The organism is Brevibacillus sp. AF8, from assembly GCF_021270385.1.
Classification (GTDB): Bacteria; Bacillota; Bacilli; order Brevibacillales; family Brevibacillaceae; genus Brevibacillus.
Genome location: NZ_JAGQDN010000001.1, coordinates 507736 through 525812 on the forward strand (window position 1 = coordinate 507736; position 18077 = coordinate 525812).

The following is an 18077-nucleotide window of genomic DNA, read 5'->3' on the forward strand; positions in this document are numbered from 1 at the left end:
TTCTCCTACCCCTTTTACTTTATTTTGGTTTTTTCTGCTAACATTTTTAAGATTTTCACATAACGATCTGAAAGCGATTCAACATATGCCGTCTGAAGCATAGCTGGATCATAGGTAAAAACGACATGGATACCTTCCGAAGTTTCTGCTACCTGAAGAACTAACGGACTTCCGGCCATTTCTGGCTCGACTGATCGCTTGACTTCACGTTTCCAAACTGCCGACTGAGCTTTGAACGGAATGGTCTGGTTGACAAAAAGTGTCGGCCATTCCATGTTCATCGTCGCTTGCCAGTGCTCTGACGGATACAACGCGAGCGCTTGCATCCGGGCACGTACTTGCTTCGTATGATCCACTAATTGTGAAAACGAATGAATCGTCTGCATATCGATGGTGAGCGGTACGATGTTGTCAAAGTTGCCTAGCGTTTGTTCCAGCACACCTGGCGTCCGGTTCGTCGTTACCACCCCAAGTGTCAAACTCGGCAACTGGGTGACCTGACGAAGCAACAACAGGTAGGAGGCAAGCAAAATGTTTCCCAGCTCCTGATTGGAATGAGCAGATACATGCAGTAAATCCGCGTGACTTGTCGGGTCGATATACTGCTCGACCTTTCGTTTTGCTACCCCACCCGTACCAAAAGGTTGAGCAGAATGTGGATTTATTGCTGTCAACCACTCGTGACGCTGGGCCTCGAGATGTCCGTAATAAAGCATTTTTTTCTGCCAAACAGCGAATGCTTCGTAGCGAGGCGGTTCTTCCACAGTTGGTTCATGCCCTTGTGCAATCGCCTGATAAAGAGCCTCCCATTCTTCCAGGAGAATTCCGAGACCTCGCCAATCACTCAAGGAGCTGTGCAGACCTCCAATCAACCGATAGCGATCAGCCGCCAGCTTTACCAATTCAAATCGAGCCAAACATCCTGCTTTGTCCTCAAACGGCCTCTTCTGCTCGGCAGTCAAGCGTTCTCGCAACCATACCGCTGCCTCTGCCTCGCTTTTCTCCTGTAAATCACAAAGCGCGAGCGGAATCGGTTCCGATAGGCCTTGTGGCGACAGCTGAGGGAAACGTCGCACGAGAGCTTGCCATGCTTGCTGCATATACGCCAGTTCGATTCTGCCCCGCAGCTCGATGTCAAAACATCTGACAGCCACAATCCCCTCTTCTTGTTCCTGCTTCAGCAATCGTTCTTGAATGAAGGAATAAATGGGCGTTGTTTCCGATTGAAACTCGCCTAGAATCGGCTTAGCTCTTTGTGCGGCTGATTTCCCGTCCGTTAAAATCAGGTAGGGGGCATCTGTCAGTTGCAGATTACGTCCTGCCTGGTCTGCAAACGTAACGGGAATGCCACACGCAATCAGTGTGTCGATCCGTTCGGTCAGATTCGTTACTCTGTCCTCGATTTGATAGACGCCACAACCACTTTTCATGAGCTCCCGTTGTTCTTGCGAGTGCTCCATTCGAGGCTGAACTAACTGAATGCTGCTCTCTTCCGCTTTGCCTAGTGTGATGATACTGGCTTGCGATTGCCGATCCAGATATTTCTCGTGAACACGGTAGCCGAGGAAGGTAAAGAACGATAGTGCCTGATCAGCATCTGATGTAAGCAATCGGATAACAGATTGCTGATCGCTGCTGTACCATTCGTCATGCTTCATATCCTCGCTCTCTACAAGTTCAATCAAGCCTACCGATTCCACAAAGAGAAAGGCAACGAGTCTATGATTGAAGAGCACCGCTGGCTTAGGTGCGCTGACCAAATCGTATTTGAAATCCGAATCAACTAACCTTTTCAAAAATTGAGCAATATTGGAAATAGAATAACATAGATGGTACGGACCCGTCCCCTTCTCTTCCAACAAACGAACGCAAGGTGACGTTTCATCTACAGGCGCGATTAGCTCGATTGGCACACAGCCCGGTTTCATGCACATCGAGAGATACACGTTTTGTTCTGGATCATGGAGGGAATCGCTCGCATCAAATCCGAGAGTGCCATACATGATTTGAGCCGGACCCAGTTCTGGAACGGCAACTCCGACATGATGAAGGCGGTTCATCACGCCCTCTTTTTCTGTTTGGTGATGCACGATGTCAACATCATCCAATCGCTGTTTTGGATTCTTCAGAAGCGCTGCGAGTACACGCAAATAGTTGCCAGCGAAGCCTTCCATTGTCTCTGCTTTAAACAACTGGGTATCGTATTCAAGCACGCACCTGAATTGATCGGCGAGTGGTGTAATATCCAGCTTAAAGTCGAGCTTCGACGTCTTCGATTCATGCGGAACCTCTTCAAATTGCACGTCGCCAAGGGTAAATTTGACTTCTTGCTCGCGCTGGCTATGGAAGATCAGCATCGTATCAAACAATGGATTTTGCGTTTGCTGAATGCCTGCGGCGCTACGGGCAACGATTTCTTCAAACGGATAATCCTGATGTTCGTAGGCCAGTAACAGACTGCGCTGAACCTCTTGTACAAAATCGGTATACAAAAGATCGGCACGTGGACGATTGCGAATCGGTAGGAAGTTGATAAAGACGCCAACGATTCGCTCCAAATCGGGATGGTTTCGACCAGCTACCAGTGAACCGACAACGAAATCTTCCTGAGACGTGTATTTCATCAACAACACGTAATAAGCCGACATCAAAACAGCATGGACTGTGACTTCGTTCTGCTTAGCAAATGCATGCAAATCACTGTACGTAGAATCAGAAATGAAGAACGTATGGTGATCCCCCTGGAATGTCTTAACGGAAGGACGGGGGTAATCCAGTGGAAAACACATGAGCGGGATTCGGTCGCTGAAAGTGTCCACCCAGTATTTTTCCTGCTGATTCCACTGCTCGCTCCCCCGCTTCTGCCACTGCCAGTCGGCGTAGTCCTTGTATTGAATAGGCAGTGCAGGCAGCTCTTCACCCATATACAACCTGGCGAAGTCTTCCATTAACACGTTCAGAGAAATACCATCCAAAATAATATGATGAGAGTTGAACAACAGATAATGCTGAGTAGCTGTGACCTCAACTAGGCAAACCTGAAGGAGAGGGGCTTTCATCAAATCAAAGGATTGCCGGAAGTCTTCCATCAGTTCGTCCAATGTCCTGCCATCGCTATGCATGGTTTGGATCTCAAATGGCACTTTGTCGCTGATGTACTGATACACTTCTCCATCCTGTACCGCAAACGAAGTACGGAATGCTTCATGCCTTTGGATGATTTCCTTAATCACACGTTTCACTCGACTTACATCCAGATGACCGTTTACCGAGATTACACCCGACATGTTGTAGCTGGTGCTTTCGCCTTCTATCCCGTGCATCACGAAAATTCGTTTCTGTGAAGAAGAAGCCCTGTATCTCTCGGCTTGACTGACCCGATCAATCGGCTCGTAGGATATCGGCTGTCTCCCCCTGATGCGGTCCGCTAATTGTCGAATGGTGGGGTTCTGGAATACATCCCTGATCGTGATGTCTGTTTTTCTTTCTTTTTGCAATCTGGTCACGAGTTGAGCGGCTTTCAGCGAGTGGCCTCCCAGCGAGAAAAAATGATCGTGCACGCTTATTTTTTCGATTGCCAAAAGCTCGCGCCATATTTGGGCCAATTGCTGCTCAAGTTCATCTGCCGGGGCCTCTTCCTTTCCCGCGCGATACTTCGTGTAATCCAGACGTTGCAAGGCAGTCTTGTCTACTTTTCCACTCTGCGTCCGAGGCAAGGCATCAAGATGGACAAAAAAGGCAGGTAGCATATAGTCAGGCAAATAAGTCAGCACTGCTTCTCGCAGTACGTGGTCCTCAATGGGATGCGTTGCAGCCAAGCATGCAACCAGATAAGGATCGCGCTTTGACTCCTGAATGGCCACTACCGCTGCTTCCCTGACACCAGGCTGACGGCGCAGGACAGCTTCTATTTCCTCCAATTCAACGCGGTTGCCACGAATCTTGATCTGGAAATCCTTGCGACCAAAATATTGCAGATGTCCTTCATCCGTCCAGCAAGCCAAGTCTCCTGTACGATAAAGTCTGCCATATGGGGTCAGTAAGTAAGACGCTCTGGTTTTTTCCTCGTCAGCGATGTACCCTTCCGTTACTCCCATCCCGCCTACGTACATCTCCCCTATTACCCCTTTGGGCAACAGATGAAAATCTTGGTCCAGAAGAAAGACACGAACATTGTAACTCGGATGTCCAATCGGAAGCGGGTTTTCAAAAGGCCCTTGTCGAGGTACACAATACCCCGATGCCGAGATACTATTTTCCGTCGGACCATACAAGTTGTACATCTGCGCTTGAGGGAGCAAGGCTGCATGTCTTTCCACTAATGAAGAAGACAGCATCTCTCCTGTACACAACACTTTTTGAATCGAATTCAGCGAGCCATCAGCCACGTGGTCAAGCAAAGCGTGATACATCGTAGGGACGACGAGTATCACGTTTGCCTGTTGACTCTCGATGGCAGCCGCTAATTTTTGCGGGGACTTGTTTTCGAGTCGCTGCAATAAGCAAAGGGTACCGCCACTGATCAGTGTGCAAAAAATCTCGACAACCGATGCGTCAAAAGTTAATGTGGCGATCTGCAACGTTCTCGTCTGCTCTCCGAACCCGACAAATTCTATATGCCACCAAAGAGCGTTGATTAATTGATCATGCTTTACACGCACACCTTTTGGCGTACCTGTCGAACCAGAAGTAAAGATGGCATAAGCCGTACTTGAAGGTGCTGCTTTTCGCTGTGGTGTTGGAGTTAACTCCTGTGCCCAGCATGCTGGTTCATCCAGTCGAAACACCCTTGTTTGCAAGTCAGCGACGAGTTCCAGATAGCTGCCTTCTGTCACAATCAGACTAGGCTGAATCTGGCTTACGATCTGTTCAATTCGCGCTTTTGGCAAGTCTGGATCAAGCGGGACATAGTAACACCCAGCTTTGAGGATAGCCAGCAGTGCAGTAATCATCTCAGGGGAACGATCACACATGATAACTATCGGTCGGCCTGCATCTGTCACCTCCTTTTGCAGAGCCCAAGACAGGCGATTCGCTTGTTCTTGTAACTCCTTGTAGGTCACAGTCTGCTTTCCGTGTATAAGCGCAACTGCATCCGGTGTTTTTTCTGCAGCTTGATCAATCAACTCGTGCACGCAGTAATTACTCGGAACTGGCACGACTTTCATCTGTTCCTCAATCATCTCTTGCCGCTCACGATCACTGAGCAGGGTAAGGTCACGAATCTCTTGATCCGAATCAGCCGCAATCTGCTCGAGAAGGCTCAGGTAGTGAAGCGCCAGGCGTTCGATTTCCGTCGCTTGAAACTTCCATGCCTGGTAGTTGACATGGATTGTCCATTCATCGCCTGGTGTTACTTCCAGCACCAATGGATAATCGGTTGTTTCATGTGAAGTGATATTCTCCAGCTCGAAGTCAAGTTCCAATCCGGCCAGCGTCTTGTCGATGGGATAGTTTTGGAAAACGAACAAACTGTGCGCCAAAGGGGTTTGTGCGTCCATCTCTGAGCAGTTTTTCAACTCAACCGATGGCACGTACAAATGCGGGGCCATCTGGTGCTGTTCTTCCATCATGACACCCAGCAGATCTTTGACTGTTGTCGTTTCTGTCCGTTTGACCCGGAGTGGATACGTCTTGATGAAGAGTCCGACGATTTCCTCTACTCCAGTGAGATGGGCAGGACGACCAGCGTACGCCACTTCAAAAAGAGCATCCCGCGTATCGCTGTATTTTTGCAGTAAAATCCCCCACGCGGCTTGCAACAGTGTGCTGATTGTCACGCGGTTACGCTTGGATGTTTCCTCCAATGTATCCGTAAGCGTTCGACTAAGCCGAAGATGATAAGAAGAATAACGCTGCTCTTCGTTACGATCCCGCATATAGGGAAGCGGCGTAGGAGAGCTAATTCCTTGTAAGGAATCTTTCCAATACGATAACGATTGTTCATTCGAAGCTTCTTTGAGAAAACGCAGATACTCCTTGTATTTCGCCTTCTGCTTGATCGCAGGGGACTGTCCCGAGCACAATTGCCCATACGCTGTAAATATCTCTCTTAGGAGAATGCCGGAACTCCATCCGTCCATGAGAATGTGATGAAATGACCATATGACTTCATAACGATACAACTCCATCCTCACTACTTGAATGCGAATGGTATTGCCCAACTCAAGCGTGAAAGGTGTTTGCTTGTCCTGTGACAACAAAGCAGACAGTTTTCTTTCACGCGCTCCAGATGGTAACTCGCTCCAATCGAAATAAGGAATCTCCAATGTCTTTTGCTTGAGAATGAGCTGAACAGGGGCCTGAAGCCCCTCCCAGCGAAAAACCGTACGGAGCATTTCGTTGGCCTCAAACGCCATCGTAACGGCCTGCGTAAACAACTCCAGCTGAAACTTGCCACGAAGGGTTAGCCGATGCTGTTCAAAATACAGATTGGAGTCCTTTTGGAGTCGGTAATAAAACAGCATGCCCTCCTGCGTCGGACTTAACGGCAAAATGTCAGCTATATTGTTTTTGTCGATCTTGTTCATCACAATTTTTCTCTCCTGACTCCCTTACCGAACTGCTTCACTCGGCAGGTTTTCCACGATCTCCCCATCTGCATTCACGTACGGCAAGCCATTGTGTTCGAAGACATGGTCGAGGCAGTACATCTCTCCCTGTTTGTAGTCCAAAATCATCAGGTCTTCTGAACGAGTTGGAATTAATTCCTTCAACCGCGCTGGAAGATAGTCTGGTCCGACTGCTTGATGCCATTTCAAAACGATTTTTTCAGGGCGCTCGGCTGTCGGATAAAAGCCACAAATCTCTAATTTTCCAAAGTCGTGGGAAGTAAGAAGTACCCCTTTTTTCTCCAAGCCACCCAGATTGCGCTTGGACTCGGCCACATTCCGGAAAGCCTCGTCCAACGGAATGGCATACTGCTCGACTCCCCTGACTGGCATAAATACCGTCAAATAATACGAAATGATTCGATTATCCAAAAACTTGCGCTGCAAGTCGATCAAGGTCTCGACAGAATCGTTAACGCCACGAATGATGGCAGGCTGTCCGCGAATCTGGACACCGACGGATAGCAGTGCTTGCGTTGCTTGAATTGAAACGTCGCTTATTTCCCCAGGATGGTTAAACTGAGAAATCACACTTACCTGCTTGCCCGGCGTCTGTCTAACTTGGTCGAAAAACGCCAGCAGCTCTCCATCAAGAAAACGAGCAGGGTCATAGGCCAAAGCCTTGGTTGCAAAGCGAACGAGTCGAATACTCTTCACACTCAATAGCGTGCTGATCAGCTTGATTAAGTCAGAAGTTTTACGGAAGGAAGCAGGGTCTCCACCGGTAAAGAGGACATTATCGATGTACGGGTGGGCTTCCAGATACTGTACTGCCCTTTCTGCTTTGTCCATAATATTGGTGTATCCAATATCCTCATGGCGGATTTCATTCACTTTATAGCAGAACTGGCAGTTGGCAATACAAAAATCGTCGATGTGAAGCAACAACGTCTTCTTATACTTGTGTTGCAGAAAAGCTGTTTCATCCTGACGGTACGACTTGTTTCCATAGGGATCAAAACGGCCTTTATAGGGCTTTATTCCCGGTGGCGGAAGCACGATATTGATCATCTGGGTACGATAAGGCTCTGATTGACTCGCAATCAACTCGGCATAATAGCGAGTCACCTTGAATGGCATATAAGACTGCTCCAGTAATGCACTGCGTTCTTCCCTCTCAGCTTCTGTAAACCTGACAATTGTTGCGAACTCCTCAAATCCTTTTTTTCCCATTAATACCTTAACACTCAATGTAATCCCTCCTGTCATTCATTAAACACGCATGAGATTCGCTTGCTAACCAAACAGCAGATCCAGCTCTTTTTGCGACAATTCCACATCTTCAAAATCCGATGGAGTGAATTCAGGGACCTCCTGACGGCAACAATGATCAATGAGCTGCTCCAATTCATTGAAAAACAGCGCAAGTATCTTCTCCATGGTCTCCTCGCTATACTTGCGCAAGCTGTACGTAACAGAAACCTGAAGTTCTCCTTGACGAATGAGAGCAGCCACGTCAAGCAGTGCAGTCAAATGATTCCCCACCCCGGCATCAACTGCCAAGTTTCCTCCCATTAGTACCAGATCATCACTTAGTTGATTATCCACCGATCCCAGATAATTGAATCGAACTTGGGACTTTTCCACAGCCGCGAGCAGCTGAGGCTTTAGCCAGCCAAACCCAAGCCCACCCATCGGAATCTGGCGCAACTTCTCCTTTACCCCTTTTAGGTGATCGGTCCGATTGGATAGATTCGTTTCGAACAAAACAGGGTACATGCTGGTGAACCATCCTACTGTTCTGGTTATGTTCATCGTATGGATAGAAGACTCCCGCCCATGAGACTCCATTACCAGTAAGAGACGCTCCCTATCAAATACATCAGATAATGTCCGGGTAAGTGCTGCAACCAATAAGTCTTGGGGACCCGTATTGAACATTCGGTTGGCCGTCGTCAACAGTCGCGATGTCATCTCGGCTGAAAGTGTGCGCGTAGATGTAGCGCTGTATTCTACCAAATCTTCGCCAAAATCGAAGTCAGTCGGTAGTTTGTCTTCCGGGATGGAAAACATGTCCCAATATGCTTTTTCTTTGCTTGCCTGATCCGACTGGTAAAAGGCGGAGACTTCCTTGATCCACGCTTGCATCGAATGTGTTTTATCTGGCAAAACAATCGGCTCATTACGTTTCAGACTGGCCAAGGCACTCATCAAATCTTCCAGGAGAATCCTCCAGGAGACACCGTCCACTACAAGATGATGGGCCGTCAGAAACAATCGCTGAGGTCGATCAGGACCTAATTCAAAGAGACAACCGGTAAACAGCAAAGATTCTTCCAACTTGAAGCTAACAGCGCAAGCTCGCATCGCCTCAAGCATTCTACTCTCCTGTTCTTCTTGCGGTAAGGAATAAAGATCGACGCAAGTCACTGACACGCGATTGGTCAGGTGGCGCTCATTGTAAAAGAGCTTCCCATCTTTTGCAGAGTAATTGAGTCGCAGACAATCATGGTGGTTAACCAGTGCATACAGACTCGCTTCAAACTCTTCCAGCGTTACTTTTTCCTTGCTTTCAAGGAGCAATGACTGGTTCCAATGATCAGCATTGCGGAACTGTTGTGACAAAAACCAAGAAACGATGGGAGATGACGGCAACTCGCCAGTACACGGCTCTTGCGAGATCTGTTCCACTCCCCAGCTCCAGTCACTTCTCGCTTTTAGTTCTGCAATCGTGTCATAAATCAAGATGTCTCTTACGGGAATCTTGATTCCTCGCTGATGCAATCGATAGGAAACCTGAATCGCCTTGATCGAATCCCCGCCTAGTTGGGAAAATGGGTCATGTAGACCAAACGGCGAATGACCAAGCACGTCCTCATACACGTCAACCAATAGCTTGTCAAACTCGTCACGAGGACTGGTTTCATCCCCCACACCTTTTCGCTCCATGACAGGTTCGGGAAGCAGTCTTCGATCTACCTTGCCATTTGAGGTCAACGGAAACTGTTCAAGCTGCACAATTTGCGAAGGGATCATGTATGCGGGCAATCGACTCGCCAGTTCTTCGCGGAGCTCATTTTCCCGGAAAGATGTTTCCGTGATCAAGTAAGCACAAAGGTACTTACGCCCCCACGTATCCATGCGATCAATCACCACGGCCTCACGCACAGAAGAATAACCAAGTAGCTGTTGTTCAATTTCACCCAATTCAATACGGTAACCATGAATCTTCACCTGATAGTCAGCCCGCCCCAGATACTCCATGACTCCATTAGGCCGATAGCGAACCAGGTCGCCCGTCTTGTACATCACTTTACCTGGCTGAAACGGATCAGGTAGGAAACGCTCTTGCGTCAATTCCTCGCGGTTGAGATACCCCCGTGCCACACTATCTCCTGAGATGAATAGCTCTCCCGTCGATCCGATTGGGATTGGGTTGCCATATGAATCCAAAATGTAGAGCTGCACGTTACTGATCGGATGTCCAATCGGTACAGATCCTTCGGTATCGATCACTGGATCGTATTGATAGATCATGCACCCAACTACTGTTTCGGTAGGGCCATACTCATTGAGAATTTCAATTTGTCCGTTCCATTTCGCATGAATTGCCTCAGCCAGACTCACCTTCAAGTCCTCGCCGCCCACTATCACTCTCTTTACCGTGGTACTAGGCAAAGCGATTTCTTGCAGCAAAAACAGATGGGCAGGTGTCAGCTTTACAACATGGGAGCGTCCATCGCTAAAGATTCGCGATAATACAAACTCTGAATCGGAGTGCGGATAGATAACCATCCGATTTCCCTTTACCAACGGGCAAAAAATAGACGTAACCGTCAAGTCAAATGCTAGCGAGGAATAGAAAGCGAACGCTTCTTCAGGACCGGAGAGATAGCGGTCTTTCGCCCACGAAATATAGTTGACCAGTCCTCGATGAGTAACCATGACTCCCTTCGGATTTCCAGTAGAGCCTGATGTATAAATGACATAGGCCAAATCATCTGGCTGACTAACCAATTCCAGAGTTGCGCCATCCTTTATATACAGGGACGAATCACCAAGCTCTAGGATTTTTTTGGACCACGAAATATCCTCTGTTCGCGAAGTGTGACGAAGCAACAGGTCCGCTCCAGAATCAGACAGCAGATATTCGATGCGCTGAGAAGGGAGTTGAGGATCAATCGGAAGGTAAGCCCCTCCAGCTTTTAGCACTGCCAACAGCCCGATGATCATCTCTGGCGAATGATCTGCCAGCAACGCCACAATTACGCCAGGGCCAACTCCTCGGTTTCGCAATGACTGAGCGAGTCGATTCACTTGATCCTGTAGTTCCTGAAATGTCAGCGTGCGCCCTTCTGACTCCAACGCAACTCCCTGTGGTGAGCGTATTACTTGCTCTTCAAACAACTGGACAACCGTCTTCTCGCTGGGATAGGAAGCAGCAGTATCATTCCACGTATGGAGTTGTAGTGCCAACTCTTCGTCAGCAAGGAAGTTCAAATTGGACAGCGGTACTTCTGGAATCGAGATCATCTGATGGAGAAGCCTTATGAGATGATCCGCTATTCGGTCAATATCCTCTTCCGTGTACTCGGCTATCTTATAGTCCAATTCCATTGTCAATTGTTCATCTGTTGCCCATTCTCTGATAATCACTTGGAGCGAATACAACTGGTGATCGTTGTAAAACTCCTCATTAGTCACGGGGTAGCCACCAAGAGTGAATGGCAACTGCGTGCTGTAATAATTTACACAAATCTGAAACAGGCTGTCATAGCCATGTTTCTTCAGCTCCAGCTCTTGAGCCAGCAAATCGTAAGGATATTTCTGATGAAAATAACAGGAAGTGAGTTCCCTGTTGACATATTTAACATAATCGATAGCATCCATTTCCATCGGAACTGCCAGACGAAATGGCATAGTGCTGGTGAACATCCCGAATATTTTGCGCTCCACTTTGCCTGAACGGTTTAACAGCGGTGTACCGATCACGATTTCTTCTTGCCTCGTACAGCGCTGCAGGTAAAGACTCACGAGAGCCACAAACAAGGAATTTAGCGAGCATTTCATTTGGTCTGCAAACTGGCGTATTCTTGTCGAATCTTCGCGGTTGAATGCAAAAACTTTGCGCTTGCCTTCAGTAGTATCTGTCGCCTTTTGTAATGTCGTGATTACGGGCAAGCTATGAAACTTGTCCCGCCAGTATCGCTTGTCCTTTTCAAATCTGTCAGTCTGAGAATAGGCATGCTCCCTTTCGACAAGAGTTTGATAAGCGTGTTCATCTCCTACATGGACGGTACCGCCTGCCAACAACGTGTCATAATAGTGAGCAATTTGTTCTGTCATGATTGAAATAGACCAACCATCAGCAATCAAATGGTGCAGCTTTACAAAATACCCCGCTTCTTCGTCACTCAGTTGAATCAGACAAAAGTAGAACAGAGGCTCTTGTCCGATCGAAAACGGCTTTGTAAACAAATCTTGCAGAAATTGTCTGCACCGCTCTGGCGCATTCTGTTCCTGTCTGAAATCAAACACCTGCAATGGCTGCGGTTCGTACTCTCCAACAAACTGAAGGACTGTCTCTTCCTCCTGATAGTTGAGTCGCAAGGTATCGTTCTTTTGAATGAACAGGTGAATAGCGGCTTCCAGTACATCCAGCTTCACCTTTCCTTGCACCCTCACCATCCCCCCTAACGTATGGATAGGAAGCTGTGGATGTAATTTTTCCGTATACCAGATACGCTTTTGTGGATGACTTAAAGGATAACCGACCTTCCATTGCTTCTTATCCTGGCGCAAAGCATATCCCCCTTTCTGAATTGTGCAGATGTAACCACAATTCAGACATGGTAAAAAATCAAATCGATTACAAATACTTCCAATTTCAACTATATAGATGACTCTTCTGTAGTGTCAAATGAATTTTCCATAAATTGTTATTTCTGAAAATTACGGGAATTCCATTCCTTGTTCTCCTTCTCTAGCGCTGCATAAAATAGAAAAAAATTTGTGTACTCTATTGATTTTGGCTGTCTTTTCACGTAGGATAAAATGTAATATATTGGCAAAAAGCCCTCGGAAGGATGAATGTGATTAGATGTCTGTGACACTTCGTGAAGTAACTTTGGAAAACTGGGAAGAGTGTATTGAACTGGAACCTACTCCCGAACAGAGCGAGTTTGTTGCCCCGAACCTCTACTCCATCGCTGAATCAAAGTTTCAAACTACATTTGTTCCTTTGGCCATATACCATGATGACACCATGGTTGGCTTTGTCATGTATGGGCTTGACCCTGACGATGGCAACTACTGGATTTACAGACTCTTAATTGATGCGAAGTACCAACGACTAGGCTACGGACGTGCTGCGATTGCGCAAGTCATTGATATCTTGAAGGCAAAGGAAGATTGTCAAAAAATTGTCATTGGTTATGCTCCAGCCAACGTCGCAGCCGAAAACCTTTACTCCTCACTCGGATTTCAAAAAAATGGTATGGTTCTGTTTGGCGAGACGATTGCCGAATTAAATTTTTAGCGAGTTTTCGTTACCCAAAAAGGGAACAGCGGCGACCTAAGACCTGAAAACCAAGTCTTAGACTCGCCGCTGTTTGGATTGTTTCCCGTATGTATATTAAAAAAGCACACCTTCCATGTGTCTGTAAACATCATGGTTAGTGTGCATTCGTTTTGATATGGTGCCGGTGAAGGGACTTGAACCCCCACGGTTTCCCTCACGATTTTGAGTCGCGCGCGTCTGCCATTCCGCCACACCGGCAAGTGAAACTATGAATAAATTAGCACATCTTCGAAAGAAAATCAATGGTGGGGAGAGACGGATTCGAACCGCCGAACCCGGAGGGAGCAGATTTACAGTCTGCCGTGTTTAGCCACTTCACTATCTCCCCACAATATGTGCTGTCTATCTTCTGCGTCTACTCTCTTCAACCAGAAGCGACATTTATTAATTTATCATGAACTTTGTTTGACGTCAATATATTTATTTAAATTGACTATCTTTTTGCGCCAAAATCTCCTGTGCCCACTCGTGAAAGACACGCAATGCTTCGTCTACTTCTTGAAATGTTGCTTCTCCCTCACAGGAGTATTCCGGGAATTCTAGTATGCGGTTTTTGCGAATCTTGACATGCCCTTCTTCACATTTTATCTCCAAGAAGTAGGGAACGGCTTCATCGATCCCATAACTGTTTTCTAAAAACTCGTAGGTACGTACCCACTCCAGGATTCGAACTTCCGATGCTTTTAAGCGAAGCACCTGCTCCAAGGACATAATGGTTTCATTGCCGTAGTAATACATGAATATTCAGCCCTTCTGCATGAAAATGGACGGAGCCGGGACTCCGCCCTGTTTTTGATATGATCGTTAGATCGAGGAAAGTAGCTCTCTCAGTTCTTTGACAATCACTTGTTGATAGCCAGTGCCTTCTCCATACTGCTCAAGCATTTCGGCACGCGCTACCTTGATCTTGTCTTCATAATCCGTTGCGGTTCGGTCCGGGTTATCTTGTTTGAATGCCGTCATGACAGCTTGGACATGCTTTGGTCTCGGTCCCCATTTGGCAAGAACATGACCACCCGTGTCTGCGAAAATAACAACAGGGATCGCCCGACCTCCCATCGTAAGAAACTCATCCATCAGATCGAGGTGTTCTTCCATCACCATAATTTCCACTGGCATGTCCGTTTCTTTCAGGGCATGTAAGACGACTGGCAAGTTGCGAACGACGTCGCCACACCAATCTGCAGCCAAAATCAAACATCTGAGGTCATCACGATGCTGGAGAGAGGCAAAAAAAGCACGTTCTTGTTCATCCTCCCATGAAAATGCATCCGACCAGTTTTGGTATGTATCCTGATTTTTCGTCATGCTTTCCACAAACGCCTGTGGCTTAAGCCCCGTACGGAATTTATGTGCTACGTTTGCCCCCATCTTTTCTCCTCCTTTTGTATCGCTCGCCTATTCTTGGGTTTTATCCGTTGCTTCGTTTGCTTCCTTTTCTTGATTCGCCAGCTCCATCATTTTTTGCAACAAGATGTGCTGCGGCATGTGCATGAGACGCTCCAAGGGTACCTGAAGCGCTTCCGCCAGCTTGACAGCGGTCTCCGGTGATATTTGTAATGGACGCATGTTATTTTGCTCCTTTCCCTTGCTTTTATCAGTCCCTTCAGTATAATACACAGCCGTTAAACCTGCCAGCATACAAGCCTGGCACTTGAGAGCCTTTAACCTTTGTAACATGTTGGCTCTACTGATCCTCTCTTTCACATTTGCTCAGGCCAATTCTTAATGAAAAATTAAAAAAGAGCCACCCATAGGTAGCTCCAAAATGGAGTCAGGCTGTTTGATCCCTGCTCACCGTACGCGAAGGGACTATCTCGTGAACAGAATATCCCGCACAATGGAAAAGGACGAACTATGGCTTTTGCTTAGTAAGGATACATGGTACACCAAAGCCGATCGCGCCGGGCTGGGACATCTGCTCCATATATGCCAAACCTCGTGCACATTGCTGCTTGCATACTTGACATGTATGGGATGTTACGATTTTCATCTGTACTTGATTGGGGTGCTGTCGCGTATTCTTCTTCTTGATCTTTTTGCCCTTGGCCATCTGTTTTCCTCCCTTTGCCCTGGATCACTCCAGTCTATGAAGGAGAGAACCCCCGCTCTTTAGGCAAGCATACAAAATCAAGATATTCACCTGCAAAATGGGCCTTGTCATACATATCACAAATAGAAAAAGCCGCCGGAGAATTCTCTCCCAGCGACTTATGTGACTTCATTATGGCTTTGGACTTAACAACTGGCGCAGTTCCAGCTCCAGTGTAGAAGCATCCACCATGCCAATGATCTTCTTTCGTACGATCCCATCCGCGTCAATCAAGTAAGTCGTTGGGAATGCCATCACCTTGTAACGGTTCGACACAGTTCCAGCTACGTCCATCGGTATCGGAAATGTCAGCTTGTAGTTGGTGACGAAGGCCATAGCTGCTTCCGGACTGTCATTGCTCGTGACGTTCACACCAAACATATCAACCTGTCCGCCGTATTTTTCATAGACTTTTTGTAAATCAGGCGCTTCCAGCTTGCATGGTCCACACCAGGAAGCCCAAAAATTCAAGACCAACGGTTTCGCCCTTTTTCCTTCTACCTTGTACGTCTGCTGATCCAGTCCGGTCAGTGTAAAATGAGGAGCCGCAAAGCCAACTTCCGGTTTTTGAACCTCTGCTACGATTGCGGCTGTTTCTTGAGGCTTTTCCCACACAGCAAGTCCGACGCCCAATAATACGATCACCGCGAGCAACAGCTTTTTCATTTTGTCACCTCTGCCCTACTGAGTTAGAATCCCGTAAAGCCTCCGTACATTTGAATGAGAACGCGTGTAATATCCGTCAGTTTATCTGTATACAGAAGAACACCGAACAAAATCATAATGGCTCCTCCGATTTTCATAAACAGGTCGGAATACTTCACAATCGCTTTCACCTTACTGATGAAGAACGTCATGACAAAAAACGGAATGGCGAAACCGAGTGTATACGCCAATGTGTAAGCCAAGGCGCTTGAAGGATTGGATACGCCCATGACGATAATGCCAGAAAGAATCGGTCCCACACAAGGTGTCCATCCAGCTGCATACGTCATTCCCACCAGTATGGACCCAGTATACCCCAATGGTCTCGATTTTAAATCGATTTTAAAAGAACGCATCATCCAATCCATTTTAAACACGCCAAGCATAACGAAACCAATAACAGCAAGCAAAATACCGCCCAATTGACGAATCAAGTCCTGCTGGTCGGTGAACAAGCTTCCGATCCATGATGTAGACAACCCAAGCGCAACGAAAATGATCGAAAATCCGACAATGAAGAAAAAGGTATGCAAGAAGGCTTGCTTTCGAAAAACCGCTCTCCCGTTCCTTACTTCATCAATCGTTACCCCAGTTATGTAAGACAAAAAGGACGGATAAAGCGGCAGGCAGCAAGGAGAAATAAACGAGAGAAAACCTGCTGCAAATGCCAAAAAGACAGTAATATCGCCAGTCATATGTACCTCCGGTGGGTATTTTATCCACTATCTTCTCATTGTATCGAATCTTTTCCCCCTTCAAAAGTAGCAAAGACACTTTGTCTTAAATCCGTGACATTTTCCTTTGTATAATAGCTCATTCAGATCCCCTTCATGAATACTTCCATTGTACACAAAAAAGAGGCGGATGTACTCCGCCCCTTTCCTGCTATTCTTTTTTTCTTACTGAATCGTAACCTTACCGCCATCTTGAAGCAGTGTTTGCCCTTTTACCACGATCTTATCGCCGGCAGACAAGCCTGTCAAAATTTCGATCTGATCACTAGAAGATTTGCCTGTAGTGACCTCGACTTGTTTTGCAATGTCACCTTCCAGCTTGAATACATACTGTTTACCATCGCGATCAAAAACTGCACCGCGTGTTACAACGATCGATTTCGCTCCGCTTTCCCCAACCGATGGGAAGGTCACATTCACAACCATATCGGACTTCAGCTCATTGGATGGGTTTGGAATTGTAATCTCCACCGGGTATGCCTTGAGCTGTGAATCCATGACTGGACTCATCGCCGTTACTTTGGCATCAATCGTTTTTCCTGATGATTGTACGTTTACTTTTACAGTAGTCCCTACTTTTACTTTTGTGATATCAGCTTCTGACAGATTCGCTTTTACCAGAAGTGGATTCGTGTTAACGACAACCACAACCGGCTGCTGACCTGCCATTTGACCAACTGCGCCATTTACGCTGGAAATATATCCGTTGATCGGAGACGTCACAGTTGCATTCGCCAATTGCTCACGAGCATTTTGCAGACTCACTTGGGCTTGCTGCACAGAGGCTTCGGAAACTTGCACGCTCGTTTTTTGCCCAGCAGATTGTAAAGCCTGCTGTGCGTTATCATAAGAAGTCTGTGCCGTTGTCAGTTGGGAGTTTGCCTGTTCCATCTGCTGTGCGGAAATCGCTCCTTGAGAAAAGAGCTGTTGCATCCGCTGCTGGTTTACTTTGGCATCCTGAAGGGCAGTTTCTGCCTGCTTCAGGCTATTTTTTGCTTGAACCAAGCCTTGATCAGAGCTGCTGCCTGCTTGGTTTAAGCTGGCTTTTGATACGTTGTAAGCTGCTTCTGCTTGCTTGACACCGTTCACGAGATCTTTTTCATCGAGCTTGAACAATACTTGACCTTTTGTCACGTATTGGCCCAGTTTCACTGGCAGGGAAGAAATTTTCCCGCCCATTTTCGGGGAAACTTGCACTTCTTCACTCGGAGCCAGCTTTGCCGTGAGACCAGAATCTGATACTACTGTGCCTAAAGCAACCGTTTCAACCTGTACAGGGGTTGCTGCTTCCACCGTTTCCGTAGGCGGCGTTTCCGCTTGCGGGCTGGAGCACCCTGCCACTAGAGTGATGGCCAGCAATGCCAAAATGACGGGTTTTTTATTTAGTTTCATGTATGTCCCTCCTCTTCCCACAA

11 protein-coding genes and 2 tRNA genes are annotated in these 18077 nt (G+C 47.1%); 1 reads left to right on the forward strand and 12 read right to left on the reverse strand.

The window, feature by feature from the left end:
• Positions 1–14: 14 nt before the first annotated feature.
• From edeN to edeP, 3 genes are read right to left on the reverse strand one after another with little or no spacing between them, the layout of a single operon-like run.
• Complete coding sequence (gene edeN, locus KB186_RS01865; RefSeq protein ID WP_232773079.1) at positions 15–6530, reverse strand: edeine non-ribosomal peptide synthetase EdeN; 6516 nt, start codon at positions 6528–6530, stop codon at positions 15–17.
• Positions 6531–6554: 24 nt separating this feature from the next.
• Positions 6555–7802 carry a lysine 2,3-aminomutase gene (locus tag KB186_RS01870; protein WP_232773004.1) on the reverse strand — a complete coding sequence of 416 codons (1248 nt, stop codon included), beginning with the start codon at positions 7800–7802 and terminating at the stop codon, positions 6555–6557.
• Positions 7803–7847: 45 nt separating this feature from the next.
• Positions 7848–12353, reverse strand: coding sequence for an edeine non-ribosomal peptide synthetase EdeP (edeP, locus tag KB186_RS01875; protein WP_255688314.1), 4506 nt, complete (start codon positions 12351–12353; stop codon positions 7848–7850).
• Positions 12354–12651: 298 nt separating this feature from the next.
• On the opposite strand from edeP, the gene edeQ reads away from it, so the two are divergent.
• Positions 12652–13089, forward strand: a complete 438-nt coding sequence (edeQ, locus tag KB186_RS01880; protein WP_173607821.1) for an edeine self-resistance N-acetyltransferase EdeQ — start codon at positions 12652–12654, stop codon at positions 13087–13089.
• A gap of 158 nt (positions 13090–13247) precedes the next feature.
• Here edeQ and KB186_RS01885 read toward each other — a convergent pair.
• The 9 genes from KB186_RS01885 to KB186_RS01925 all read right to left on the reverse strand — a co-directional run bounded on the left by KB186_RS01885 (position 13248) and on the right by KB186_RS01925 (position 18054).
• Positions 13248–13329 (reverse strand) — tRNA-Leu (locus KB186_RS01885).
• 45 nt (positions 13330–13374) lie between these two features.
• Positions 13375–13459 (reverse strand) — tRNA-Tyr (locus KB186_RS01890).
• Between the two features lie 92 nt (positions 13460–13551).
• A complete protein-coding gene (locus KB186_RS01895; protein WP_232773005.1) occupies positions 13552–13869 on the reverse strand; it encodes a hypothetical protein in 318 nt (105 codons plus the stop codon).
• A 66-nt stretch (positions 13870–13935) separates the two neighbouring features.
• On the reverse strand, positions 13936–14502 hold the full coding sequence (locus tag KB186_RS01900) for a thioredoxin family protein (RefSeq protein ID WP_173607823.1): 567 nt from the start codon (positions 14500–14502) through the stop codon (positions 13936–13938).
• A 27-nt stretch (positions 14503–14529) separates the two neighbouring features.
• Positions 14530–14700, reverse strand: coding sequence for a YycC family protein (locus KB186_RS01905; RefSeq protein ID WP_173607824.1), 171 nt, complete (start codon positions 14698–14700; stop codon positions 14530–14532).
• Positions 14701–14986: 286 nt separating this feature from the next.
• Entirely contained in the window at positions 14987–15184 is a 198-nt protein-coding gene (locus KB186_RS01910) for a hypothetical protein (RefSeq protein ID WP_173607825.1), read from the reverse strand.
• 171 nt (positions 15185–15355) lie between these two features.
• Positions 15356–15889: a TlpA family protein disulfide reductase gene (locus KB186_RS01915; protein WP_173607826.1), complete on the reverse strand. Its 534-nt coding sequence runs from the start codon at positions 15887–15889 to the stop codon at positions 15356–15358.
• A gap of 23 nt (positions 15890–15912) precedes the next feature.
• Entirely contained in the window at positions 15913–16623 is a 711-nt protein-coding gene (locus tag KB186_RS01920) for a cytochrome c biogenesis CcdA family protein (RefSeq protein ID WP_173607827.1), read from the reverse strand.
• A 204-nt stretch (positions 16624–16827) separates the two neighbouring features.
• On the reverse strand, positions 16828–18054 hold the full coding sequence (locus tag KB186_RS01925) for an efflux RND transporter periplasmic adaptor subunit (RefSeq protein WP_232773006.1): 1227 nt from the start codon (positions 18052–18054) through the stop codon (positions 16828–16830).
• Positions 18055–18077: the final 23 nt, after the last annotated feature.